Raw genomic sequence first — 24,449 nt, 5'->3', positions numbered from 1 at the left:
CGATCATGCCTCAAGGCCGCAGGTGCAAGGCCAGCAACAACACCTGGCTGGCGCCTTGCTCGCGCAAAAGCGCTGCAGCCACCGTGGCCGTCCAGCGGGTTCGCACATCGGTGGCCACCAGCAGCACCGGCCCGGCGGGCATAGCGGACTCATTTATCCAGCGGATGGCCGACTCCAGATGCGCCACGATGGGGGTGGATGCCGCATCGTCTGGCGCGGGTCCACCTGTCCAGATGAACACGTCGAGCAATGGCAGACGGCCCTTTTGCGCAATGTGCTCGGCCATGCGGCGGTTGGACGCCATGTCGGACGCGGGCAGCGGCACCACACACACCGGGCGTGCGGGCCAACTTTTGGCCCAGCGCCCCAGCGTGGCCACTGCACCCGCCAGCAACTCGGCAGGCACATCGCCAGGGGCGGCGGTGCGCAGGGCCTGCAGCTCGGCCACCCAGGCCGGATCGTCGGCAAACGAGACAGCCCGGCCCGCGTCGAAGCCCCGGACGCTGCCCTTGCGCCGCACGCCTGCTGGCCAGCGTTTGCGCGGCTCGATGTCCACATCCATACCGCGCAAGAAGTTGCGGGCGGCCAGCAATTTGTCTGGAGATGGCACGAGCCCCGGATGCTGCACATGCCCTGTGCAGACCGAGCAGCGGCCACACGGCGCGGGCGACGGGTCGTCCAGAGCGGTCTGCAAATAGGCCATCAGGCAACCCTGGCCGTGCGCGTACTGGCGCATGATGCCCGCCTCTTGCTGGCGCACCTGGGCAAGTGCCGTCCATTTGGCGCTGTCGTGCACATAAGGCACGCCCGTGGCGCGCCAGGCCGACGCGGCCTTCTCGACCACGCCTTCCACGGCCAAAATTTTCAAAAGCGCCTCCAGCCGCCTCCGGCGCACGCCCGTATCGGCTTCGATCTCGATCAGGCTGCGCTCGTCACCGCCCAGGCTGTGCAAGATCTTGTCGGCGGTCTGTGGGTCTGGGATGGAGGCGGTGGCAAAGTAATCCCAAATACGCTCATCGGCATCCGAGGGCAGCAACACCCCTTCAGCGTGCGCCACCGCCCGCCCTGCCCGGCCCACCTGCTGGTAATAGGCCACAGGCGTCGAGGGCGATCCCACATGCACGCAAAAGCCCAGGTCCGGCTTGTCGTAGCCCATGCCCAGCGCCGATGTGGCCACCACGGCCTTGACCTGGTTGTGGCGCAAACGCTCTTCCACCTTCAAGCGGGTGTCGGCATCGATCTGCCCACTGTAGGCATCGACCGCATGGCCGCAGCTGCGCAAAAACGCCGTCAAGCGCTCGGCCTCGGCCACCGTCAGCACATACACAATGCCCGAGCCGGGCAATTGTTCGAGCGCATCGGCGATCCAGGCATAACGCTGCAAGGGCGACAAACCCGGCACCACAGACAAGGTGAGCGAGGTGCGCGCCAGCGTGCCGCGAAAGGTCACCGTATTCGCCCCCAGCTGCAAGCCAATGTCCTGGGTCACCCGCTGGTTGGCCGTGGCCGTGGTGGCCAGCACGCTGGCGGTGGGCGTCGACAACAACGCCCGCGCCAGCCGCTGGTAGTCGGGCCGGAAGTCAAAACCCCAATCGCTGATGCAATGCGCCTCGTCGATCACGATCAGCCCCACCCGCGCCAGCAAGGCACCCAGCCGGGCCGCAAAACGCGGGTTGCCCAAGCGCTCGGGTGAGACCAGCAGCACGTCGATGGTGTCGTCGTCCAGCCGCTGGAACACATCGTCCCAGTCGCCCGCGTTGGTGGAGTTCACCGTGGCCGCCTTCAGGCCCGCCCGCTCGGCCGCGCTGACCTGGTCGCGCATCAGCGCCAGCAAGGGCGAGACCACCAGCGTGGGCCCCGCGCCCGTGCTGCGGATCGCATGCGTGGCCGCCCAATACACCGCCGACTTGCCCCAGCCCGTGGCCTGCACCACCAGCACCCGCGAGGCCGGTTGCAACACGGCGTGCACCGCGTCCACCTGGTCGGCCCGGGGCATCGCGCCCGGCCCGGCCAGGCGGGCCAGGATGGTGTGCATGTGTTCTTCGGCAAATTCGCGGCTGGCCGCTGAGTGGGTGTCCATTGTTTTTCTCCCCTGGGAACCTGTTTGCTGCATTTTGAGGCCAAGCCCCAGACCCCGGAAGTCGACGACAATCACTTTCTTTGATTTGGCGGGTCCTCAACGGCTTTCTCGACGGCTTTCTATGGCAATTCAATGGTTCCCCGGACACATGCACCTCACGCGCAAGGCGATTGGGGAGCGCATCAAAGAGATTGATGTCGTCATCGAAATGCTCGACGCCCGCCTGCCCGGCTCCAGTGCCAACCCCATGCTGGCCGAGCTGATCAAAGGCAAGCCTGCGCTCAAGATTCTCAGCAAGCAGGACCTGGCCGACCCGGAGCGCACGGCACTGTGGCTGGCGCATTACAACGCCCTGCCTGGCGTTCGGGCCATCGGTCTCGACACCAGCATGACCCAACCCGCCAAGGCGCTGATCGATGCCTGCCATCAACTGGCCCCCCACCGGGGCGGCATGGTCAAACCCATGCGCGTGCTCATTTGCGGCATTCCCAACGTGGGCAAATCGACCCTGATCAACACCCTCAAGGGCAAGCGCGCCACCAAAACCGGTGACGAAGCCGGTGTGACCAAGCAGGAAATGCGCATCGCGCTGGCCGACGACTTCTATCTGTACGACACCCCCGGCGTGCTGTGGCCGCGCATCATCGTCGAACAAAGCGGCTACAACCTGGCAGCCAGCGGCGCGATTGGCGTGAATGCTTTTGACGAAGAGGTGGTCGCGCTGGAATTGTTGAACTACCTGATCACGCAGTACCCGCAGGCCCTGAGCGAGCGTTACAAGCTCACCGACGTGGCCAGCCACACCGACGAAACACTGCTCGAAGCCATCGCCCGGGTGCGCGGCGCCATGCAAAGCGGCGGCCGCGTGAACACCACCAAGGCCGCGCACATCGTGATCCACGACTTCCGATCGGGGGCGCTCGGCCGGGTGACTATCGAAACGCCGACGCAGTTTGCACAGTGGCTGGCCGAAGGCAAAAAAGCCGACGCCGAACGCACTGTACGCAAAGAAGCCATCGAAAAAACCAAAAAATCTTCACGCAAGTGACCGGAGCGGCGTCCTCCAAGCCTCACGCGCGACACCAGACCACACGGTTCTGCCCTAGCATGCGCCCTGGCAGATGTCCTGCTCTGGAGATGGACTGTGAGAACTTCGCTCAAATGGTGGCTCGCTGGACTGGCTTTGGCTGCATCGGCAGCGCAGGCCGCCTACCCCGATAAACCCATCAAGATCGTGGTGGCCTTCCCACCGGGCAGCTCCACCGACATCGTGGCCCGTGCTTTGGGTCAGCCTTTGTCCGAGGCCATGGGCCAGGCGGTGGTGATCGAAAACCGCCCCGGCGCAGGCGGCAACATCGGCACGCAGGCCGTGGCGCGCTCTGCCCCTGACGGCTACACCTTCCTCATGCACAGCGTGGCCTACTCGGTCAATCCTTCGCTCTACAGCAAGGCCGGTTACGACGTCGGCAAAGAACTCGCAGGCGTGGCCATGGCCGCCGTCTCGCCCAACATCCTCTACGTGCACCCCTCGGTCAAGGCCAGCAGCCTCAAGGAATTGCTGACCCTGGCCCCGACCGAAAAACTCAGCTACGCATCGTCAGGCAACGGCACCACCACCCATCTGGGGGCCGAGCTGCTGTTCCGCAATCTGGCCAAAGTGGACATCCTGCACGTCCCACACGCCCCGGCCTCGGCAGCCAACGCGGTGGTCAGTGGGCAGGTGCCGGTGGGTTCCACCTCCATTCCACCCGTGGTGCAACTGGCCAAAGCCGGCAAGGTGCGGCCCCTGGCCGTGACCAGCAGCAAACGCAGCAGCGCCCTGCCCGATGTGCCCACCGTGGCCGAGCTGGGCTACCCTGGCTTTGAAGCCAACACCTGGTTTGCCATGCTGGCACCCGCTGGCACCCCCAAAGAAGTTCTTGACCGTCTGAACACCGAAATCAACAAAATCCTGCAAAACAAGGCCTTGAACGAAGGCTTTGCCGCACAGTCGCTGGAGACCGTGCGCATGGACCGCCCCACACTCGATGCCTACCTGAGCGCCGAAGCCAAAAAGTGGGGCCAGGTCGTGCAGCAAACCGGCGCCAAAGTGGACTGACACCCAACCCCATATTTCTCCAAAAGAAAGCCCCCATGAGACTCATCAGCTACACCCACGACCACTTCACCCGCTACGGCGTCTTGCAAGGCCAAGGCGTGGTCGACATGCGCCAGTGCATGGACAAGGCCCCCGACAGCATCAACGACTTTTTTGCCTTGGCCAGCGGCAACGCGGCGCTGATGGCCAGCATTGCAGAGCATGCCGCCAAGGCCACGGCCACCCCGCTTAACCAAGTCAGCCTGCTGCCCTGCGTGCCCCGGCCCAGCAAGATCATCTGCCTGGGCGTTAACTACCACGACCACGCCGCCGAAGGCGGCAACAAGGTGGCGGACTACCCCACCATCTTTTTCCGTGGCCCATCGTCTTTGCTGGCACATGGCGGCACCATCCCGATCCCTCCGATTTCCACATCACTCGACTACGAAGCCGAGCTGGCCCTGGTGATCGGCAAAACCACGCGCAATGTGAGCGAGGACCAAGCCTTGGACTCGGTGTTTGCCTACGCTTGCTTCAACGACGCGACCTTCCGCGACTACCAGCGCAAGACCACCCAGTGGACCGTTGGCAAGAACTTTGACCAAACCGGCGGCTTTGGCCCCTGCCTGGTCACCGCCGACGAGTTACCGCCCGGCTGCGTGGGCCTGCACATCGAGTCGCGCCTGAACGGCCAGGTGATGCAAAGCGCCAGCACCACCGACATGGTATTCCATGTGGCCCCGACGATCGCCATGATGTCCGCTTGCATGACGCTCGAGCCCGGCGACGTGATCGTCATGGGCACGCCTGCGGGTGTGGGTTATGCGCGCAAGCCCCCGGTTTGGATGCAGCCTGGCGACACCATCGAGATCGACATCGAAGGCATTGGTGTCTTGCGCAACCAAGTCGGCCTGCTGGCCGTCTGAAGCTGCCCTGTCATGAAAAACATCACCCGAGACAACCTGACGGACGCCGTCAAAAACAGCTTTGCGAACATCGACGATGAACGGCTCAGACACCTGGTCAACCGACTGGCGCACCACCTGCACGCCTTTGCCACAGAGACCCAGCTGACCCACGAGGAGTGGCGTGAAGGCATTGGCTTTTTGCACCGCGCCGCCGAGATCAGCAGCCCATCGCGCAGCGAGTTCACCCTGTTATCCGATGTGCTGGGGCTGTCGTCATTGGTGGACTTGCTGGCCGCCAGGCCAGGCGCCACCGAAGGCAGCGTGCTCGGCCCCTTCCACACGCGGGGCTCCCCCTGGATGGACAACGGTGCCAACCTGATTCGTGACAACCCCGGCGAAGCGGTGCTGATCCGAGGCCGCGTGACCGACATCCACGGCCAGCCACTGCCCGAGGCCAGCATCGACTTTTGGCAAAACGCCGACAACGGCATGTATTGGCAGATGGACGACAGCCAGCCGCAAGACAACCTGCGCTGCCAGATCAAGGTGCAAGCCGATGGCTGCTTTGAGCTGGCCACCATTCGGCCACGCCCCTACCTGGTGCCCACCGACGGCCCGGTGGGCGAGCTGCTGCGCATCTCGCACCGCGACGCCTGGCGCCCGGCCCACTACCACGTCATTGTGGAAGCGCCCGGCTACCGCAGCCTGATCACCGAAGTGTTTGACGCGGCAGACCCTTGGCTCGACAAGGATGCCGTTTTTGGCGTGCGTGCCTCGCTGGTCTGCGACTTCCAAAGTGAATCCGACACGGCCACTGCCGCTAGGTTGGGGCTGCCCCCGCAGTACTTGGCGATTGACCTGCCGATCCGGCTGGCCCGCGGAGACTGAAGCGAAATTCCTTGTCCCACCTCCCGCAAAAAACCTATGGCTTCAACACTCACCGTCGATGTCCTCATCGCAGGCGGCGGCCCTTGCGGGCTGATGCTGGCCATCGAGCTGGGCAGGCGCAACATCCGCTGCCTGCTGGTGGACGCCAAACCCGGCACAGCCTTCAACCCGCAAGCCAACGCCACGCAGGCGCGCACCATGGAGCATTTCCGGCGACTGGGCTTTGCGCATGAGATCCGCAGCATGGGCTTGCCACCCGACCACGCCACCGACATCGCCTACCTGACGCGCTTTGCGGGCACTGAGTTGGCCCGCCTGCGCTTGCCCACCGCCGCCGCTGCACCAAAGGCCATCAAGGCCATGTCGGGCTCCTGGAGCGCCGCCGAATTGCCGCACCGTGTGTCACAAAAATACGTCGAGGTCTGCTTGCACCAGCATGCACAGCAGCAAGCCAGCGTCGAGATGCGCTACGGCTGGCAACTCACATCGTTCCAAGACACGGGTGATGGCATCGACGCCTGGGTGCAATCGGTCAATGGCGAAGAACAGCTGAATGTCCAAGCCGCTTATCTGGTGGGCGCAGACGGTGCCCGCAGCATGGTGCGCCACCAGCTGGGCATCGCCTGGGGCGGTGCCACCGGCTTCAAGCGCAAGTTCATGGGCGGCAAGATGCTGGCGGTCTACCTCAAGGCCCCCGACTTCTATGCCCGCAACCCCAATGACCGCGCCTGGATGTACGTGGTGGTCAACCCCGAACTGCGCGCCTTCATCATGTCAGTGGATGGTGTGAGCGAGTTCGCCTTCCACATCCAGATGGCCGACGATGCGGCCACCGAGGCACTCACCGAAGTCGATGCGCGGCGCTTGTTTGCCCAGGCTTTTGGTCAAGCCATCGACATCGACATCCTCTCGATGGCGACCTGGATGGCCGGGCACGCTCTGGTCGCCGAGTCCTTTCAGCAAGGCCGCGTGTTTTTGGGTGGCGATGCGGCGCACCTGTTCACTCCCACCGGGGGCCTGGGCTACAACACCGCGGTTGAAGACGCCGTCAACCTCGGCTGGAAGCTGGCGAGCGTGCTCAAGGGTCAGGCCCCGGCCGCCTTGCTGGACAGCTACCAGCTTGAGCGCCACCCGCTGGCTGTGCGAAACACCGGCTATGCGCGCCAGTTTGCCGATTCGATCGGCCTGTTTGAGGCTGCCCCCGAACTAGAACACGACAGCCCTCAAGGCGAGGCTGCCCGGGCTGTGGCCAGCGACTACCTCAACGGCCATGTGCGGCGCGAATTCAACATCCCGGGCGTGACCTTTGGCGGGCGCTACGACGCCAGCCCCATCATCGTGGGCGATGGCACCACAGCCCCGCCCGATGCGGCCAACAGCTACACCCCCTGCGCCACACCGGGCGGCAGGCCACCCCATGCCTGGCTGCCCGATGGCCGCTCGCTCTTTGACACCTTCCACACCGAGTGGACCTTGCTGGTGCTGGGCCCCGAGCGGGCCGACACCACCGCCTTTGAAAACGCAGCGGCGGCCATGGACGTGGATTTGAAAGTCGTGCACCAGACCAGCGGCGAGATTTTGGCGCTCTACGAAGCGCCCATGGTCTTGATCCGCCCAGACCAGATCGTCGCCTGGCGCGGACACGATGTGCAGCAGGCGCAGGCCGTGCTGGCCCAGGTGCTCGGACACGGCGTTACAGTGCGTGCCTGAACACACGAGCCCCGCCCACATGAATGCACGCCTGCCCACCCCCGATAAGGACGCCATCGCCCTGTTGCCTCCCTTTGAGCGGCTGAACCTGGACCGCATCCATCTGGTCAGCACCGGGGAACAGGCACGGCAGGCGCAGGCACAACTGGCCACGGCCCGTGCCTGGGGTTTTGACACCGAATCCAAACCCACCTTCCGGGTCGGTGAAGCGTCGGACGGTCCGCACATCCTGCAGCTGTCGACGTCCGAGCGGGCCTGGGTGTTTCAGCTGCACGACCCCGAATGCCGCGCTGTGGCCGCCGAGCTGCTGGCACGGCCAGGCATCGTCAAAGCCGGGTTTGGCCTGGGCGACGACCGCAAACGCATCGTCCAGAAGCTGGGCATTGAGCCCGAAGGCATTCTGGAACTCAACACCGTGTTCCACCAACGCGGCTACCGCAAGGACATGGGCGTCAAGGGTGCAGTGGCGGTGCTGTTCAACCAGCGCTTCATCAAATCCAAAAAAGCCGCCACGAGCAACTGGGCCAATGAGCGGCTCACGGAAGCGCAGCTGGTCTATGCGGCCAACGATGCCTATGCCGCCATTCGGGTCTGGCAGGCTTTGGGCTTGGCTGACTGAACTGAAATGCCTGAGCGCCGGGGCGCCCAGGCTTCAAACACGCGGGTTCAGGGCAAGCTGCGCGTGTAGACGGCCATCGCTTCGATTTCTTCGTCCGTCAGGCTGCGGGCGGCACTGGCCATGGTGCCATCCATGTCGGCACGGGCGCCACTGCGCAAGTGACGCAGTTGCTGAACAAAATACTCGCTCGACTGCCCCGCCAGGCGCGGCACATGCTTTTGCCCTTGCAGTTGCGCGCCGTGGCAAGACGAGCAGTATTGCTGCTGAGCAATCTGCTGACCCCGTGCGATCTTGGCGGCATCGCCACCGGCCACTGGAGGCGGCGGCGGCAGCGATGCATAGTGCGCCGCAAGGTCACGCATGTCCTGCTCGCTCAGCGTGGCGGCAATGCCCTCCATGCCACCACCCTTGCGGCGTTGGTCACGAAACTGCAGCAGTTGGTAGAAGATCGACAGCTGCGGCTGCGCGGCCAGATGCGGAAATCCTAGCAAGGCAGACACGCCGTTTTCACCATGGCAAGCCGCACACAGCTGGGCTTTGGCCTTGCCAGCCACGGCATCGGGGGCGGCGAGGCTGGGCACACTGCCCAGCGCGCACATGAAAAAGGCCATTCCCTGAATGGCCTTGGACCAGCGACGCGACATCACTTGGCGTACGAGATGCGGAAGATAGCGCCAGCCACGTCGTCCGAGACCAGCATCGAGCCGTCTTTCATGACATGCACATCGGCAGGACGCCCCCAGAAGTCATCGCCCTGCAACCAACCCGAGACGAACACCTCTTTTTTGGTCACATTGCCCTTGGCGTCCAGCGCCACGCGCACCACATCAAAACCCGACTTTTTGGTGCGGTTCCAGGAGCCGTGCTCAGCGATAAAGATGTTGTGCTTGTACTCGGCGGGGTACTGCTTGCCCGTGTAGAAACGCATGCCCAGCGCCGCCACGTGGGGGCCAATCTTCAGCACGGGCTTGTCGAACTCATCGCAAGAGCGGCCTTTGCCAAAATCGATGTCCAGCAAATCGCCCTGGTGGCAGAACGGATAACCAAAATTCATGCCTTTGCGGGTCACGCGGTGCAGCGTGTCGTTGGGCAGATCATCGTTCACCCAGTCACGCGCATTGTTGGTGAACCACAGCTCTTTGGTGGTGGGGTGGAAGTCCATGCCCACGCTGTTGCGCACGCCATGGGCCACCGTTTCAAGGATATTGGTCTTGAGGTTCAAGCGCACGATGACGGCGTGCGTGACCGGCTGCACCGTGATGTTGGCTGGTGTGCCAATCTGGAAGTACAGGTAGTTGCCATCAGGGCTGAGCTTCATGAACTTCCAGCCGTGCGGCTCATCCTTGGGCAGTGCATCAAACACGACCACGGGCGCAGGTGGGTTGTCCAGGTTGGCTTCGATGTTGTCGTAACGGATGATGCGCGAGAGCTCGGCCACGTACAAAGCGCCGTCCTTGAACGCCACACCGTTGGGGCGATGCAAGCCTTTGGCGATGGTCTTGACTTCGCGCTTGCCGTCTTTTTCAACCACGGCATACACGTTGCCGGGGAATCGCGTGCCGACAAACAGGGTGCCCTTGGGCGTTTCCACCATCGAGCGCGCATTGGGCATGCCCGAGGCCCACAGCTCGGCCTTGAAGCCGGCGGGCACCTTGAGTTTGTCGGTCGGGATATCGCTGGCAGGCAATGCGGTCATGCCTGGTGGGTGGGGCACCAGGTTCAGTGCAGCCTGCTCCGCTGTGCGACCTTGAGCCCAGGTGGGTGGGATGGCCGATGCAGGCGGCGCGGCAGGCGCTTGCGCCATTGCCAGGCCCGACAGGGTCAGGCTCAAGGCCACGGTGGCTTTTTGGAGGGAGTGATTCACGAACTTCAATTTCACGGCAGTCTCCTTGATGAAGATCAAGATTAAAGACCCAAGCACCGCCCATGAAAGTCACCAAGGTGATTTGTAGGGTTATCGCCGTCAGCCGGGTTCAAGCCAGTGCTTGCAGCTCCGGCTGAACGCCTTCAGGCAAAGGGTAACCGTCCACATTCAGCGCCATGCACACCAAGGTGTAATAAGCCAGGGTGGCCATCAGATCGACCACACCACGCTCACCAAAATGGGCCACGGCATCCGCGTATGTGGCATCGCCGACTTTTCGATCTGCGATCAACTCGGCGCAAAACCGTTGCACCGCCAACACCTCGGGGGCCAAACCCTGGGGCACTGCCCTGCCCTGTGCAATGCTCGCGATCAGGTCCACGGGCAAGCCCGCCTCCTGGGCAATGCGGCGGTGCGCCCACCAGACAAACTGCGCGGTCCAGTGGCGCGCCATCATCAAGATGGCCAACTCGTTCAAGGCCAGCGGCAAGGAAGACTGAAAGCGCGTGTGCGCCCCGAACTGCTGCGCCAGGTTGCCGACTTCGGGGCTGCGCAGCAGCACGTTGTAAGGGCCCTGCATCGCACCGCGCTGACCGCCCAGCACGGCGCGCGTCATGGCCTGCTGGGCTTCGCTCATCTCCTGCCAACGCAGCGGCTTGAAGCGGTGGCCCCGAAGCTCGAACGAAGGGGGTGTGCTGTCAGGGCTCTGAGCGGGCTCAACCATGGTGTGAATGCTCTGAAAACTCAAACCGGCTTGTCGCCCTGGAGCGTGATGCGGTGCAAAACACGGCGGTAACCGTGGTAGTCGTTGATCGGGTTGTGCTGCGCGCAGCGGTTGTCCCAAAAGGCCAGTGCATCGACCTCCCAGGCCCAACGGCAGGTGAACTCAGGCTTGACCTGGTGTTGGAACAAAAAGTTCAGTAGCGAAGCGCTCTCGGCATCGGTGAGGCCTTCGATGCCCGAGGTGTGGGCCACGTTCACATACAGGGCTTTGCGACCGGTCTCGGGATGGGTGCGCACCACGGGGTGACTGCTGGTGAAGTCCTTGGGTGCCGAAGCCTTGCCATCGGTCTTGAGGCGGTCCTCGCGGGTCTTGGAGACATCGGCCTTGGCCGAGCTGTTGATGCCCCGCAAGCCCTCCAGCATGCGCTGCATGGTGTCCGACAAAGCCTCGTAAGCGGCGCACTGGCTGGCAAACAGGGTGTCCCCACCAAAGGGCGGAATCTCGCGCGCCAAGAGCATGGAACCCATGGGCGGTGTTTCCAGATAGGTGGTGTCCGAGTGCCAGACTCCGCCAAAATTCATCTTCTCGTGCTCCAGTTTTTTGACTTCAATGATGTGAGGAAAGCCTTCGAGGCCCTTCACAAAAGGGTACTCCACGGGCTCACCCATGGCCTGAGCAAAGGCCATGAACTGCGGCAGGCTCAGGGGCTGTTGGCGCAAAAAAATGACTTCGTGCTGCAAGAAAACATCCCGGATTTCAGCGGCAAGCCCCTGCGAAATCGGCTGGGTCAAATCCACCCCAGAAATTTCGGCACCCAATGCCCCTGCCAAGCGTTTGACTTTCATGGTGACCTTCCTCAATCGGCTGTGGCGCCAGAACTCTTGACCACTGCAGCCCAGGTCTTGATGTCTGCGCGTAGCATCGCCTGAAATTCCTGAGGTGATGTCTCGAAAGGCTCTGCGCCCAGCGTGGCGAACTTATCCTGCAGATCCTTGTCTTCCATGACTTTTTTCACATCGGCATTGATCTGCCGCGCCACGGCAGCGGGGGTACCTTTGGAGGCGAACAGACCAAACCAGGGGTTGATCACAAAGCCCGGGAAGCCGGACTCGGCAATCGTCGGGATGTCCTTGAATGCCGCTGCACGCTTGGAACCCGTCACTGCCAGCCCTTTGACCGTGCCGCCACGGATGTGCTGGGCCACCGAAGGCAAGCTGGTGAAAACCACCTGGATCTGGCCCGAAATCAGGTCTGTCAAGGCGGGCGCGGCACCCTTGTAAGGCACATGCTGCATCTTGGCGCCGCTAGCCGTGTTGAACATCTCGCCCAAGAGGTGGTTGACCGAGCCGTTGCCAGCAGAGCCAAACGACACAGGCTTGCTGGCCGCGTAGCTCACCAGCCCTTTGATGTTGCTCACGGGCAGCGCTGCGTTGACCACCGCGACAAACGGCACGTTGGCCAGCGTGGCCACCGCCACAAAATCATTCTCGGGGTCAAACGGCAGCTTGCTGTAAATGCTGGGGTTGATCGCGTGCGAGCCCACATAGGACATCAGCAGCGTGTAGCCATCGCCCGGGGCCTTGGCCACCGCGTCCATGCCGATGTTGCCGCCCGCGCCCGGTCGGTTCTCAACCACCACGGCCTGGCCCCACTTCTCGGAGAGCTTCTGGCCCACGATGCGCGCCAGCGCGTCCGATGCCCCCCCCGGTGTTTGCGGCACGATGATGCGCACAGGCTTGGACGGGAAACTCACCACAGCGGTTTGCGCCGTGGCCAGTGGCACCAGGGCCGCCAAAGCCAAACACCCCACTACATTACGCAAACGTCGGCCACAGCCAGCAACAGAACTCAAGATCATGAAAGAATCCTCACGCCATTGAAGACGCCTAGTTGATGCATGAAATTCTTGCACGCTGCCCCGCCCAGGCCAGTCCTGCAGATGACAACCGGCACAGCACCCAACAGCCTCCCATGAAACGTCAAGCCAACGCCCTAAAATGGCCCCATGCAGCTCCTTGTTTGAGCTCGACCCATCTGAAGCCTCACCATGTCTACCCCCACGGGCCACAGCGCCTCCCCTCTCGGCGCAGCCACACACACTGACCTCGCCAGCTCGTTGCTGGAATTTGCCGATACGCAGTGGCGCGTGCGCAGGCCCAAGCCTTTTGTGTTGGTGATCGAGGGCGAAGTGGGCAATGAGGCTGCCGCACCGAGTGACTACCTGCACGACAAACTGCTCTTGCCCGAATGGCGCGAGGCCTTCTACCAATTGGTCGATGCCACAGGATTGGTGGTCTGCCTCAATGTGCACACCCAGCACCCCACCTACCGCGATGTGCGCGGACGCTCCAGCAAAGGGCGCCTGAGCCAGGGCGAGTACTACCACCATGACGGCTGCACCGGCCCTGTCAAGCCCCGCTTTGTGGAAATCCGCTGCCCCATCCAGCCCCAAACACGCGGCGTGGCCACCGCCGTGGCACCGCATCGCGATGTGGTCAAAGCCATGGTGCAAGTGCTGCCTGCCGAGTTGGCCGCCACAGCCGCACTGGCCACACAAGACATGAGCCCCGAAGCCTTGGACCACATGGACTACGCAAAGCTCGACCAGTTGCAAGGCCTCATCACCCGCACCGTGCGCAAAAAGCTCAACGCCGAAGGCGCACGCAGCTACTTCCGCCAAGTCGATGCCGCCGCCAACGCCTACTTTGAACCTTGGGCCTTGGGCGAAAGCCGCTTCATTGCCAACGCCAACAGCGGCATCACCATGCAACACCGCCGCGCCTACCAAGCACCGCACACCGGCGGTGTGGCCAATGGGCATCTGGTCAAGCGCTGGACCCATGAAGAGCTGCTGCTGCCCGGACAAGTGGTGGACCAAGCGTTGATTGCTGCGCTGTGCAGCGAAGAAGGTGATGAGGTGGATGGGGAGCGCGCAGAGGGGTGTTATCTCGGGGCGCATTGACTCGGAAAGCCACTTTTTCGCCTGCCATCCGTACTTGGGCGAAGTTGGAAAAATCAGGACGCAAATGTCCCTTTGCCACGCAAGTGACAGTTCTGCAGACCACGCGTACATAGAGTGCGGGGTACTTGACCCATTGAAAGCGCATTCATGTCACCAACCTCTACCTCTGCACAAGCCCCGGCGCACCACACAGATGACCCTGTCTGGCAAGCCAAAGTCCATTTGGCCGCCGCTTTGCGCATGGCGGTGATGCATGATTTTGACGAAGGCATCGACAACCATTTCACCGTTGTCGTGCCGGGCCGTGAAGACCAATACCTGATCTCGCCCTTTGGCGTGCACTGGTCCGAAGCCCGCGCAAGCACCATGATGGTTTTCAACGAAGCGGGCGAAACGCTGGAGGGGGAAGGCGTGGTGGAACTGTCAGCGCAATCGATCCACGCTCCAGTGCATCGACTGACTGGAGCGAAGGTGGTGCTGCACACCCACCAGCCCTGGGCACTGGCATTGAACATGCTCAAAGCCAACCGTTTGCTGCCTGCCACCCAAACTGCGGCGTTCTTTGATGGCACCATCGCCTACGATGACCACTACACCGGGCTGGCCGCAGATTTGACTGAGGGCGAACGCCTGTCACAGCTCATGAGCGGCGGCAAGACGGTGCTCTTCATGAAAAACCATGGGGTCATGACCATTGGCGACACCGTGGCACAAGCCTACCGTAGGCTCTACAAACTCGAAAAAGCCTGCCGCACGCAAGTGCTGGCCATGGGCACGGGCCAGCCCCTGAACGTTCTGACCGAATCCGTGATCCAGCGCATCAAAAACCCCAGCCACCAAGACCGACACCCACGAAGCGAACGGGAGCGCCTGTTTTTTGAAGCCATGATGCGCGTGGTCGACCGGTTGAACCCGGGTTATGCCGATTGAACAGGAAAAAGGCCCCTGACCGAGGCTTCCCTGCAGTCAAAGCCTGACAGTAAAAAGCCCGAACTGTTGCCAGTTCGGGCTTGGTCGGGCTCAGCTGATTTGCTGGGTTTACTTGCGCGCAGGCGGCACGTCCGTGCAACTGCCATGCGCCACCTCTGCCGCCATGCCGATGCTTTCGCCCAGCGTGGGGTGGGGGTGGATGGTTTTGCCGATGTCCACTGCGTCTGCACCCATCTCGATGGCCAGCGCGATCTCGCCAATCATGTCGCCCGCATGCGTGCCCACCATACCGCCGCCCAAGATCTTGCCGTGGCCGTGGGCCTCGGGTGAATCGTCAAACAGCAGTTTGGTCACGCCTTCGTCGCGGCCGTTGGCAATGGCGCGGCCAGAAGCCGTCCAAGGGAACAAGCCCTTTTTCACCTTGATGCCTTGGGCTTTGGCTTGGTCTTCGGTCAATCCAACCCATGCCACTTCGGGGTCGGTGTAGGCCACGCTTGGGATGACGCGTGCGTTGAATGCCGCCGCTGCCAACTCTTTGTTGCCTTGCAGTTCACCCGCAATGACTTCGGCCGCCACATGCGCTTCGTGCACCGCCTTGTGCGCCAACATGGGCTGGCCCACGATGTCGCCAATGGCGAAGATGTGCGGCACGTTGGTGCGCATTTGAATGTCGACGTTGATGAAGCCGCGATCCGTCACAGCCACGCCAGCTTTTTCGGCGGCGATCTTCTTGCCGTTGGGTGTGCGGCCCACGGCTTGCAATACCAGGTCGTACACCTGCGGCGCGGGGGCGGTGCCGCCCTCTTCTGCGGGTGCAAACGTCACTTCAATGCCTTCGGGCAAGGCGCGTGCGGACACGGTCTTGGTCTTGAGCATGATGTTGTCAAAGCGCTTGGCATTCATCTTTTGCCAGATCTTGACCAAGTCGCGGTCAGCGCCTTGCATGAGGCCGTCCATCATTTCCACCACGTCGAGGCGTGCGCCCAGCGTGCTGTAGACGGTGCCCATTTCCAGGCCGATGATGCCGCCGCCCAAAATCAGCATGCGCTTGGGCACTTCTTTGAGCGCCAAAGCGCCTGTGCTGTCCACCACACGGGGGTCGTTGGGCATGAAAGGCAAACGCACAGCTTGCGAACCTGCAGCGATGATGGCGCGTTTGAAAGCAATGACCTTCTTGCTGCCCGTTTGCTCTTGCGCGGTGCCGCTGGTTTCCAGCACTTCGAGGTGGTTCGCACCCACGAACTGGCCCAAGCCGCGCACGGTGGTGACCTTGCGCATCTTGGCCATGGCAGCCAGGCCACCGGTCAACTTGCTGATGACTTTTTCCTTGTGGCCGCGCAGCTTGTCGATGTTGACGGCAGGCTTGCCAAAGTCCACACCGAGGTCAGCCATGTGGCTGACTTCATCCATCACCGCTGCGACGTGCAGCAAGGCTTTGGACGGGATGCAGCCCACGTTCAGACACACGCCGCCCAAGGTGGCGTAGCGCTCAACGATGACCACGTTCAGGCCAAGGTCAGCCGCACGGAAAGCGGCCGAGTAACCGCCAGGGCCACCGCCCAACACGAGCACATCGCACTCGATGTCGGCCGAGCCGCCGAAGCTGGAAGCCACGGGGGCTGGTGCAGCGGAGGCTGCAGGTGCAGCAGGAGCAGCAACAGGCGCGGGAGCTGCCGCAGGTGCCGGAACGACTGAAGCGCCCTCGCCTTCCAACACCAGCACGACCGAGCCTTGCTTGACCTTGTCGCCGAGCTGGACCTTGAGTTCCTTCACCACCCCAGCGTGGGAGGACGGAATTTCCATCGAGGCTTTGTCGGACTCGACGGTGATGAGCGATTGCTCGGCTTTGACGGTGTCGCCGGGTTTGACCAGCAACTCGATCACGGCCACTTCGTCGAAGTCGCCAATGTCGGGAACTTGAATGTCTATCAGTGCCATCTCAAGTCCTTAGAGCAACACGCGACGGAAGTCGCTGAGGATTTGACCCAGGAACGCGTTGAAGCGTGCCGCCGCAGCGCCGTCGATGACGCGGTGGTCCCATGTCAAGGACAGGGGCAGCATCAGGCGAGGCACAAACTGCTTGCCGTCCCAAACCGGTTCCATGGTGCTCTTGCACACACCGAGGATGGCCACTTCGGGCGCGTTGATGATGGGCGTGAAGTACTTGCCACCAATGCCACCGAGGCTGGAGATGGTGAAGGTCGCACCGGACATGTCGGCGGGGCCGAGCTTGCCGTCGCGGGCCTTCTTGGCCAGCTCACCCATTTCCTGGCTGATCTGCAGGATGCCTTTTTTGTCGGCGTCCTTGATCACAGGCACCACCAGACCGTTGGGCGTGTCGGCCGCAAAACCGATGTGGTAGTACTGCTTGTAGATCAGCGCATCGCCGTCCAGCGAGCTGTTGAACTCGGGGAACTTCTTGAGTGCGGCCACGCAGGCCTTGATCAGGAAGGCCAGCATGGTGACCTTGACACCGCTCTTCTCGTTCTCTTTGTTGGTCGAGACGCGGAAGGCTTCGAGGTCGGTGATGTCGGCATCGTCGTGGTTGGTGACGGCCGGGATCATCACGGCGTTGCGCAAGAGGTTGGCACCGCTGATCTTCTTGATGCGCGACATTTCCTTGCGCTCGATCGGGCCAAACTTGGCAAAGTCGACCTTGGGCCAAGGGATGAGGCCCAACTCAGAGCCGCCACCCCCAGCTGGGGCTTTGGCAGCCTGGGCTTTGGTTTGCGCAGCACCCGACATGACCGCCTTGGTAAAGGCTTGAATGTCTTCCGCCGTGATGCGGCCTTTGGGGCCGGAACCTTTGACTTCATCGAGCGGCACACCCAGCTCGCGGGCAAACTTGCGCACCGAGGGCGACGCGTGGGGCAAGCCCACCGTGTTGCCGCCAGGGGTGTGCGCTGGCGCGGCCACCGCAGCGGCAGCTGCCGCCACAGGGGTTTGAGCTGCGGCCGGGGCCGAAGCCACGGCCACAGGTGCAGCCGCAAGAGCAGCGGCTGCGGGTGCTGCAGCAGCAACGGCGCCTTCCAGCACGGCCAGCAGGTCACCGATGTTGACGGTGTCGCCCACTTTGACTTTGAGTTCTTTGAGAACGCCCGCGGCCGAGGATGGGATTTCCATCGAGGCTTTGTCGGACTCGACGGTGATCAGCGATTGCTCGACCTTGATGGTGTCGCCAGGCTTGACCATGACTTCGATGACGGCCACATCTTTGAAGTCGCCGATGTCGGGCACACGCACTTCAACGGGGCCCAATGCAGGCGCGGCAGCAGGTGCAGCAACAACGGGCGCTGCAGCGGGCGCGGGTGCAGCCACTGCGGCTGCAGGCGCAGCAACCGGTGCAGCGGCAGCACCAGCGGCCTCCACCACCAGCACCACAGAGCCTTGTTTGACCTTGTCACCCAGGGCCACGCGCATTTCCTTGACGACGCCCGCCGTGCTCGATGGGATTTCCATCGACGCCTTGTCGGACTCGACCGTGATCAGCGACTGCTCGGCCTTGACGGTGTCACCCACTTTGACCAACAACTCAATGACGGTCACTTCGTCGAAATCCCCGATGTCCGGGACTTGTACTTCTACCATTGCCATGTGTGTCTCCCGGATTTATGCGTACAGCGGGTTGATTTTGTCGGTCTTGATGCCGTACTTTTGGATGGCCTCGGCCACTTGCGTGGCGGGCACTTTGCCCTCTTCGCTCAGCGCCTTGAGGGCAGCGATCACGATGTAGTGGCGGTTGACCTCGAAGTGCTCGCGCAGCTTGCTGCGGAAGTCAGAGCGGCCAAAACCGTCGGTGCCCAGCACTTTGTAGGTGCGGCCCTTGGGAATGAAAGGACGGATCTGCTCGGCGTAGGCCTTCATGTAGTCGGTCGATGCGACCACGGGTCCGCTGTGCTCGGCCAGCTGTTGACCCACGAAGGACACGCGGGGTGTTTCCAGTGGGTGCAGCAGGTTGTAACGCTCGGCGTCCTGACCGTCACGGGTCAGCTCGTTGAAGCTGGGGCAGCTCCACACATCGGCCTGGATGCCCCAGTCGGTGGCCAGCAGGGTTTGCGCGGCAATCGATTCGCGCAGGATGGTGCCCGAGCCCAGCAGTTGCACGCGCTTGTCACCGGCCGCGCCGGGCTTGCACATGTACATGCCCTTGATGATCTGCTCTTCGGTGCCGGGCGTGAGGCCAGGCATGGCGTAGTTCTCGTTCAGCAGGGTCAGGTAGTAGAAGACGTTGTCCTGTTTCTCGACCATGCGCTTCAAGCCATGGTGCAAGATGACACCCACTTCGTGCGCGAAGGTCGGGTCATACGACACGCAGTTGGGGATGGTGTTGGCCATGAGGTGGCTGTGACCGTCTTCGTGCTGCAAACCTTCGCCGTTGAGCGTGGTGCGACCCGAAGTACCGCCGAGCAAGAAGCCGCGTGCCTGCATGTCGCCCGCAGCCCAGGCCAGATCGCCAATGCGCTGGAAGCCGAACATCGAGTAGTACACATAGAACGGGATCATGATCCGGTTGGACGTGCTGTAGCTGGTGGCCGCAGCGATCCAGCTGGACATGCCACCGGCTTCGTTGATGCCTTCTTGCAGGATCTGACCGGCCTTGTCTTCCTTGTAGTACATGACCTGGTCCTTGTCGACCGGGGTGTACTGCTGACCTGCGGGGTTGTAGATACCGATCTGGCGGAACAGGCCTTCCATGCCAAAGGTACGGGCTTCGTCCACCAGGATGGGCACCACGCGTGGGCCCAAGGCCTGGTCACGCAGCAGTTGCGTCAGGAAGCGCACATAGGCTTGTGTGGTGGAGATTTCACGGCCTTCGGCCGTGGGCTCCATGACCGACTTGAACGTGTCGAGCGCAGGCACAGTGAAGCTCTCGTCGCTCTTGGTGCGGCGGTGGGGCAAGTAACCGCCCAAGGCCTTGCGGCGCTCGTGCAGGTACTTCATTTCGGGGGTGTCGTCTGCAGGCTTGTAGAACGGGATCTTGGGCAACTCGCTGTCCGGCACCGGGATGTTGAAGCGGTCGCGGAAAGCTTTGATGTCCTCGTCCGACAGCTTCTTGGTCTGGTGCACGTTGTTCTTGCCCTCGCCTGCTTTGCCCATGCCAAAACCTTTCACGGTCTTGATCAGCAGCACTGTGGGCTGGCCTTTGTGGTTCACAGCTTTGTGGAAAGCGGCATAAACCTTTTTGGAATCGTGGCCGCCGCGGCGCAGGTCAAAGATCTCTTCATCGGACATCTTGGACACCATCTCCAGGGTGCGGGGATCGCGCCCAAAGAAATGCTTGCGCACATAAGCGCCGTCGTTGGCCTTCATGGCCTGGTAGTCACCATCCAGCGTCTCCATCATGATCTTCTTGAGCGCGCCTTCCTTGTCACGGGCCAGCAAGGGGTCCCAGCCGGAGCCCCACAGCAGCTTGATGACGTTCCAGCCGGAGCCACGGAACTCGCCTTCGAGCTCTTGAATGATCTTGCCGTTGCCGCGCACCGGGCCGTCCAGACGCTGCAAGTTGCAGTTGACCACGAACACCAGGTTGTCCAGGTTCTCGCGGGCGGCCAAACCGATGGCGCCCAAGGATTCAACCTCGTCCATCTCGCCGTCACCGCAGAACACCCAGACCTTGCGGTTTTCGGTGTTGGCGATGCCACGGGCGTGCAGGTACTTCAAAAAGCGGGCTTGGTAGATCGCCATCAGCGGGCCCAGACCCATGGACACCGTGGGGAACTGCCAGAACTCGGGCATCAGCTTGGGGTGCGGATAGCTCGACAAGCCTTTGCCGTCCACTTCCTGGCGGAAGTTGAGCAACTGCTCTTCGGTCAAGCGGCCTTCGAGGTAGGCGCGGGCATACACGCCGGGGGACACGTGGCCCTGGATGTAGAGGCAGTCACCACCGTGGTTTTCACTCTCGGCGTGCCAGAAATGGTTGAAGCCAGCACCAAACAGGCTGGCCAAAGAAGCGAAAGAGCCGATGTGACCGCCCAGATCGCCACCGTCCTCGGGGTTGTGGCGGTTGGCTTTGACCACCATGGCCATGGCGTTCCAGCGCATGTAAGCGCGCAGGCGCTCTTCGATTTCGAGGTTGCCAGGCGAGCGCTCTTCTTCCTGAGGCTCGATGGTGTTCACATAGCCTGTGGTGGCAGAAAAGGGTTTGTCGATGCTGTGCTGGCGGGCATGTTCGAGCAACTGCTCCAGCAGGAAGTGGGCGCGTTCGCCGCCTTCTTTTTCAATCACGGAGGACAGCGCATCCATCCATTCGCGTGTTTCCTGAGCGTCCAGATCCTGGGCGGGCTGGTTCGGATTGACAGCGGTCATTCGAAGTCTCCTTTGTTGTTTGTGGCTGAATGATGCCCGAAGTTTCTCACAATTTTTTGAAAATTTCAAATTGTGCTCTATGTTTTTGTATTGTGAAATTTTTATGAAACCGTCATGAAATTCGTGCGGGCCTTGTCACCTAAACTCCCCCTCTATGGAAACAAAACCCGAAGTCGCAAGCCCGAGACAGTCCGGCCCGTGGGACTGGTGGCGCGCCTGGTGGAACCGACAATCGCCCAACCGCCAAGACCGCTACGCGAACCTGACCCCAGTGGCTGCGGTGATCCTTTTTTTGGCGGCGATCGCCAGTGCTTTCTGGTATCTGCGCGCCGAAGAAGCAGAGCGTGAACAGGAAGCGGTGAAGCGGGATGTGGAATACGCCCAGCAGCGCCTGCGCCTGCGCCTGATCGAGCGCCAGGAGCAGGTCATGCGGCTGGCCCGCGACATCTCCAACAAGGATGTCAAGGCCGACCAGTTCGCCTCACGCGCCGAAGCGCTGGTGCAGCAGTACCCCGAATACCACTCGCTGACCTGGCTGGACGAGCGCAGAAAAGTCATCGCCAACCAAAGCGTTTCGAGCATCATGCGCAGTGAACGGCTGCTGCCCGGCAAAACGCTGGGCGTGGGTGAAACCGAGACCCACTACAGCCTGGCGCGCGACCTGATGCAGCCGATCTACGGCCAGCTCGATCCCAAGCAACACACAGATCTGAACGGCGCCCTGCTGCAATTGCTCACGCCTTTGAGCAACGAAAAGGGCAAATTCAACGGTGTGTTGCTGGCCGAATACTCGATGGAGGGTCTGCTGCGCTACGGCGTGCCGACCGAAATCCTGGCCAAGTACGCCATATCGCTGGCCAACAGCGAAGGCGACTTGCTGGCGGGTCAAACCATTCCGCAGCGCACGCGATTTCTGTCGATGCTGCCCATGGTCAGCTCCGAAGACAACGAATACGAAGTGCCAGTCTCGCCCGTGGGCAACGGCCTGATCCTCAAGGCCCAGGCCTGGCGGACCTCGCAGGGCTTGGTGGGTAGCGGCCTGTTCTGGCTGGTGAGCGTGCTCAGCGTCATGACCGCCTGGATGCTGATCGCCAACTGGCGACACACCCGCAGGCGGCTGCAGGCACAAAAGGCCCTGGTGGCCGAAACCAATTTTCGCCGAGCCATGGAGAACTCCATGCTGACGGGCATGCGTGCGCTCGACCTCAAAGGCCGCATCACCTACGTCAACCCCGCTTTTTGCGAGATGACCGGTTGGGACGAGTCGGAGCTGGTCGGCGCAGTCGCGCCCTTCCCTTACTGGCCGGAGCAGGACATCGATGCGCTGTCTGCACGGCTTGAAGACGAAATCTCGGGCCGCCACACACCAGCGGGCTTTCAGGTACGGGTCAAACGCAAGAGCGGCAGCATCTTTGACGCCCGCATGTATGTCTCGCCCCTGATCGATGCACAAGGCAAACACACAGGCTGGATGACCTCGATGACCGACATCACCGAGCCCAACCGCATCCGCGAGCAGCTGGCCAACTCCTATGAACGTTTCACCATCGTGCTCGAAGCGCTGGACGCATCGGTGTCTGTGGCCCCTCTGGGCAGCAAGGAATTGCTGTTCGCCAACAAGCTCTACCGCCAATGGTTTGGTCAGGACACCGTGGGGCACCTGCGCCTGGTCGAACAGGCTGGCGCCTATTACGAGAACGAGACCGCCATGGACGATGTGGACGGCCTGGCGGGGCTGCCTACTGAATCGCTCACCGTGGCCGCCTCGGAAAACGCCGAAATCTTCGTGTCCGAGCTGGGCAAATGGCTGGAGGTGCGTTCACGCTACATCAACTGGGCCGATGGGCGTCTGGCCCAAATGGTGATTGCCACCGACATCACCCCCCGCAGACAGGCCGAAGAGCTGGCCGCCCAGCAGGCCGAGCGGGCCCAGACGGCCAGCCGCCTGATCACCATGGGCGAGATGGCGTCGAGCGTGGCGCATGAACTCAACCAGCCCCTGACGGCCATCAGCAATTACTGCAACGGCATGATTTCGCGCATCAAAAGCCAACAAATCAAGGAAAGTGACCTGCTGGGCGCGCTGGACAAAACCGCACACCAGGCGCAGCGCGCTGGCCAGATCATTCAGCGCATCCGCAGCTTCGTCAAACGCAGCGAGCCCAACCGCACGCCCTCAGATGTCACAGGCATCGTCAACGAATCGCTGGAACTGGCCGAAATCGAGCTGCGCAGAAGGCACGTGCGACTCTCACACTATGTGGCAGCGCGCCTGCCGCTGCTGATGGTGGACCCGATCCTGATCGAGCAGGTGCTGATCAATCTGATGAAGAACGCGGCCGAATCGATCGACAACGCCAACCGCCCTCCGGACCAACGCCATGTCGAATTGCGGGTGGTTCCTCGCCAGGAAGACGGGCAGCAGGTGGTGGAGTTTTCCGTCACCGACACCGGGCAAGGCCTGCCGCCCGAGGCGATTGATCGGGTATATGAAGCCTTTTTCTCAACCAAGGTCGAAGGCATGGGCATTGGCCTGAATTTGTGCCGCTCGATCATCGAATCCCACCAGGGCAGGATCGCGGCCGAGAACCTCTACAATGCCGACGAGGTCACGGGATGCCGGTTTTCGTTCTGGCTGCCCGTGACGGGCACTTTGCCCACCGATACAACCAGCGGAGCAGCTGAATGAGTTTGATACCGAAAAAAGGCACTGTTTATGTGGTCGACGATGACGAAGCCGTCCGTGACTCGCTGCAATGGTTGCTCGAAGGCAAGGATTACCGGGTGCGCTGCTACGACTCGGCCGAATCGTTCATCAGCCGCTACGACCCCCGCGAAGTCGCTTGCCTGATCGCTGACATCCGCATGGGCGGCATGACCGGCTTGGAGCTGCAAGACCGCCTGATCGAGCGCAAATCCCCCCTGCCCATCGTCTTCATCACCGGCCATGGCGACGTGCCCATGGCGGTGAACACCATGAAAAAAGGTGCGATGGACTTCATCCAGAAGCCTTTCAAGGAAGAAGAGCTGCTGGGACTGGTCGAGCGCATGCTGGACCAAGCCCGTGATGCCTTTGCCGAATACCAAAGCGCGGCCAGCCGAGACGCCCTGCTGTCCAAGCTGACCGGGCGCGAAGCGCAAGTGCTCGAGCGCATCGTTGCCGGTCGCCTGAATAAGCAGATCGCTGACGATCTGGGCATCAGCATCAAAACGGTGGAAGCGCACCGCGCCAACATCATGGAAAAGCTCAACGCCAACACCGTGGCCGATCTGCTCAAGATCGCTCTGGGGCAAAACGCACCCAAGGCCTGAGCCGCCACAACACCTCCAAACGCCCGCAACCGTCGGGCGTTTTGCATTTTTCCTTTTGAATTTGACCGA

The 24,449-nt window shown here is 62.1% G+C and carries 19 protein-coding genes; 10 read left to right on the top strand and 9 right to left on the bottom strand.

Annotated elements, in window-relative coordinates:
- Positions 1-10 precede the first annotated feature (10 nt).
- Positions 11-2,080 (bottom strand): RecQ family ATP-dependent DNA helicase, encoded by a 2,070-nt coding sequence (locus IC609_RS10485; RefSeq protein WP_191819441.1) that lies wholly within the window; start codon positions 2,078-2,080, stop codon positions 11-13.
- Positions 2,081-2,201: 121 nt separating this feature from the next.
- Between IC609_RS10485 and ylqF the strand changes: the two genes are divergently transcribed.
- From ylqF to IC609_RS10455, 6 genes are all read left to right on the top strand, one after another.
- The gene (gene ylqF, locus IC609_RS10480) at positions 2,202-3,128 is read left to right on the top strand and encodes a ribosome biogenesis GTPase YlqF (protein WP_191819440.1); all 927 of its coding nucleotides are present in this window, start codon (positions 2,202-2,204) and stop codon (positions 3,126-3,128) included.
- Between the two features lie 96 nt (positions 3,129-3,224).
- Positions 3,225-4,178 (top strand): tripartite tricarboxylate transporter substrate binding protein, encoded by a 954-nt coding sequence (locus tag IC609_RS10475; RefSeq protein WP_191819439.1) that lies wholly within the window; start codon positions 3,225-3,227, stop codon positions 4,176-4,178.
- Positions 4,179-4,213: 35 nt separating this feature from the next.
- Complete coding sequence (locus tag IC609_RS10470; RefSeq protein ID WP_191819438.1) at positions 4,214-5,083, top strand: fumarylacetoacetate hydrolase family protein; 870 nt, start codon at positions 4,214-4,216, stop codon at positions 5,081-5,083.
- Between the two features lie 12 nt (positions 5,084-5,095).
- A complete protein-coding gene (locus tag IC609_RS10465) occupies positions 5,096-5,953 on the top strand; it encodes a dioxygenase family protein (protein ID WP_191819437.1) in 858 nt (285 codons plus the stop codon).
- A gap of 36 nt (positions 5,954-5,989) precedes the next feature.
- Positions 5,990-7,663 (top strand): FAD-dependent oxidoreductase, encoded by a 1,674-nt coding sequence (locus IC609_RS10460; protein WP_191819436.1) that lies wholly within the window; start codon positions 5,990-5,992, stop codon positions 7,661-7,663.
- 19 nt (positions 7,664-7,682) lie between these two features.
- Entirely contained in the window at positions 7,683-8,282 is a 600-nt protein-coding gene (locus IC609_RS10455; RefSeq protein WP_191819435.1) for a 3'-5' exonuclease, read from the top strand.
- A gap of 47 nt (positions 8,283-8,329) precedes the next feature.
- Here IC609_RS10455 and IC609_RS10450 read toward each other — a convergent pair whose 3' ends face one another.
- The 5 genes from IC609_RS10450 to IC609_RS10430 all read right to left on the bottom strand — a co-directional run bounded on the left by IC609_RS10450 (position 8,330) and on the right by IC609_RS10430 (position 12,728).
- Complete coding sequence (locus IC609_RS10450; protein ID WP_225224113.1) at positions 8,330-8,926, bottom strand: c-type cytochrome; 597 nt, start codon at positions 8,924-8,926, stop codon at positions 8,330-8,332.
- Positions 8,926-10,161 carry a PQQ-dependent sugar dehydrogenase gene (locus IC609_RS10445; RefSeq protein WP_333473678.1) on the bottom strand — a complete coding sequence of 412 codons (1,236 nt, stop codon included), beginning with the start codon at positions 10,159-10,161 and terminating at the stop codon, positions 8,926-8,928. Before IC609_RS10445 ends, IC609_RS10450 begins: the two co-directional genes overlap by 1 nt.
- Positions 10,162-10,255: 94 nt before the next feature.
- Positions 10,256-10,870: a carboxymuconolactone decarboxylase family protein gene (locus IC609_RS10440; RefSeq protein WP_191819433.1), complete on the bottom strand. Its 615-nt coding sequence runs from the start codon at positions 10,868-10,870 to the stop codon at positions 10,256-10,258.
- Positions 10,871-10,890: 20 nt separating this feature from the next.
- Complete coding sequence (locus tag IC609_RS10435) at positions 10,891-11,715, bottom strand: TauD/TfdA dioxygenase family protein (protein WP_191819432.1); 825 nt, start codon at positions 11,713-11,715, stop codon at positions 10,891-10,893.
- Between the two features lie 11 nt (positions 11,716-11,726).
- A complete protein-coding gene (locus IC609_RS10430; protein WP_191819431.1) occupies positions 11,727-12,728 on the bottom strand; it encodes a Bug family tripartite tricarboxylate transporter substrate binding protein in 1,002 nt (333 codons plus the stop codon).
- 189 nt (positions 12,729-12,917) lie between these two features.
- Between IC609_RS10430 and IC609_RS10425 the strand changes: the two genes are divergently transcribed.
- Together IC609_RS10425 and IC609_RS10420 are read left to right on the top strand one after the other, a co-directional pair.
- Positions 12,918-13,832, top strand: coding sequence for a hypothetical protein (locus IC609_RS10425; RefSeq protein WP_191819430.1), 915 nt, complete (start codon positions 12,918-12,920; stop codon positions 13,830-13,832).
- 147 nt (positions 13,833-13,979) lie between these two features.
- Complete coding sequence (locus IC609_RS10420) at positions 13,980-14,762, top strand: class II aldolase/adducin family protein (RefSeq protein WP_191819429.1); 783 nt, start codon at positions 13,980-13,982, stop codon at positions 14,760-14,762.
- Between the two features lie 108 nt (positions 14,763-14,870).
- Here IC609_RS10420 and lpdA read toward each other — a convergent pair whose 3' ends face one another.
- From lpdA to aceE, 3 genes are read right to left on the bottom strand one after another with little or no spacing between them, the layout of a single operon-like run.
- Positions 14,871-16,700, bottom strand: a complete 1,830-nt coding sequence (gene lpdA, locus IC609_RS10415; RefSeq protein WP_191819428.1) for a dihydrolipoyl dehydrogenase — start codon at positions 16,698-16,700, stop codon at positions 14,871-14,873.
- A 9-nt stretch (positions 16,701-16,709) separates the two neighbouring features.
- Positions 16,710-18,356 carry a dihydrolipoyllysine-residue acetyltransferase gene (aceF, locus tag IC609_RS10410; RefSeq protein WP_191819427.1) on the bottom strand — a complete coding sequence of 549 codons (1,647 nt, stop codon included), beginning with the start codon at positions 18,354-18,356 and terminating at the stop codon, positions 16,710-16,712.
- A 15-nt stretch (positions 18,357-18,371) separates the two neighbouring features.
- On the bottom strand, positions 18,372-21,068 hold the full coding sequence (gene aceE / locus IC609_RS10405; protein ID WP_191819426.1) for a pyruvate dehydrogenase (acetyl-transferring), homodimeric type: 2,697 nt from the start codon (positions 21,066-21,068) through the stop codon (positions 18,372-18,374).
- A gap of 154 nt (positions 21,069-21,222) precedes the next feature.
- Here aceE and IC609_RS10400 point away from each other — a divergent pair, with 154 nt between their 5' ends.
- Positions 21,223-23,757, top strand: a complete 2,535-nt coding sequence (locus IC609_RS10400; protein WP_191819425.1) for a PAS domain-containing sensor histidine kinase — start codon at positions 21,223-21,225, stop codon at positions 23,755-23,757.
- A complete protein-coding gene (locus IC609_RS10395; protein ID WP_191819424.1) occupies positions 23,754-24,380 on the top strand; it encodes a response regulator transcription factor in 627 nt (208 codons plus the stop codon). The genes IC609_RS10400 and IC609_RS10395 overlap by 4 nt, the downstream gene beginning before the upstream one ends.
- Positions 24,381-24,449 lie beyond the last annotated feature (69 nt).

The organism is Limnohabitans radicicola (assembly GCF_014837235.1).
GTDB classification, from domain to species: domain Bacteria; phylum Pseudomonadota; class Gammaproteobacteria; order Burkholderiales; family Burkholderiaceae_C; genus Limnohabitans_A; species Limnohabitans_A radicicola.
Note: the sequence above shows the minus strand (reverse complement) of the source record. Positions and strands in the feature narration are given on the sequence as shown.

Excerpts from the sequence above, each read along its gene's own strand:
- IC609_RS10485 (WP_191819441.1), bottom strand. The coding sequence starts at position 2,080 with ATGGACACCCACTCAGCGGCCAGCCGCGAATTTGCCGAAGAACACATG.
- ylqF (WP_191819440.1), top strand. The coding sequence starts at position 2,202 with ATGGCAATTCAATGGTTCCCCGGACACATGCACCTCACGCGCAAGGCG.
- IC609_RS10470 (WP_191819438.1), top strand. The coding sequence starts at position 4,214 with ATGAGACTCATCAGCTACACCCACGACCACTTCACCCGCTACGGCGTC.
- IC609_RS10465 (WP_191819437.1), top strand. The coding sequence starts at position 5,096 with ATGAAAAACATCACCCGAGACAACCTGACGGACGCCGTCAAAAACAGC.
- IC609_RS10460 (WP_191819436.1), top strand. The coding sequence starts at position 5,990 with ATGGCTTCAACACTCACCGTCGATGTCCTCATCGCAGGCGGCGGCCCT.
- IC609_RS10455 (WP_191819435.1), top strand. The coding sequence starts at position 7,683 with ATGAATGCACGCCTGCCCACCCCCGATAAGGACGCCATCGCCCTGTTG.
- IC609_RS10450 (WP_225224113.1), bottom strand. The coding sequence starts at position 8,926 with ATGTCGCGTCGCTGGTCCAAGGCCATTCAGGGAATGGCCTTTTTCATG.
- IC609_RS10440 (WP_191819433.1), bottom strand. The coding sequence starts at position 10,870 with ATGGTTGAGCCCGCTCAGAGCCCTGACAGCACACCCCCTTCGTTCGAG.
- IC609_RS10435 (WP_191819432.1), bottom strand. The coding sequence starts at position 11,715 with ATGAAAGTCAAACGCTTGGCAGGGGCATTGGGTGCCGAAATTTCTGGG.
- IC609_RS10430 (WP_191819431.1), bottom strand. The coding sequence starts at position 12,728 with ATGATCTTGAGTTCTGTTGCTGGCTGTGGCCGACGTTTGCGTAATGTA.
- IC609_RS10425 (WP_191819430.1), top strand. The coding sequence starts at position 12,918 with ATGTCTACCCCCACGGGCCACAGCGCCTCCCCTCTCGGCGCAGCCACA.
- IC609_RS10420 (WP_191819429.1), top strand. The coding sequence starts at position 13,980 with ATGTCACCAACCTCTACCTCTGCACAAGCCCCGGCGCACCACACAGAT.
- lpdA (WP_191819428.1), bottom strand. The coding sequence starts at position 16,700 with ATGGCACTGATAGACATTCAAGTTCCCGACATTGGCGACTTCGACGAA.
- aceF (WP_191819427.1), bottom strand. The coding sequence starts at position 18,356 with ATGGCAATGGTAGAAGTACAAGTCCCGGACATCGGGGATTTCGACGAA.
- aceE (WP_191819426.1), bottom strand. The coding sequence starts at position 21,068 with ATGACCGCTGTCAATCCGAACCAGCCCGCCCAGGATCTGGACGCTCAG.
- IC609_RS10400 (WP_191819425.1), top strand. The coding sequence starts at position 21,223 with ATGGAAACAAAACCCGAAGTCGCAAGCCCGAGACAGTCCGGCCCGTGG.
- IC609_RS10395 (WP_191819424.1), top strand. The coding sequence starts at position 23,754 with ATGAGTTTGATACCGAAAAAAGGCACTGTTTATGTGGTCGACGATGAC.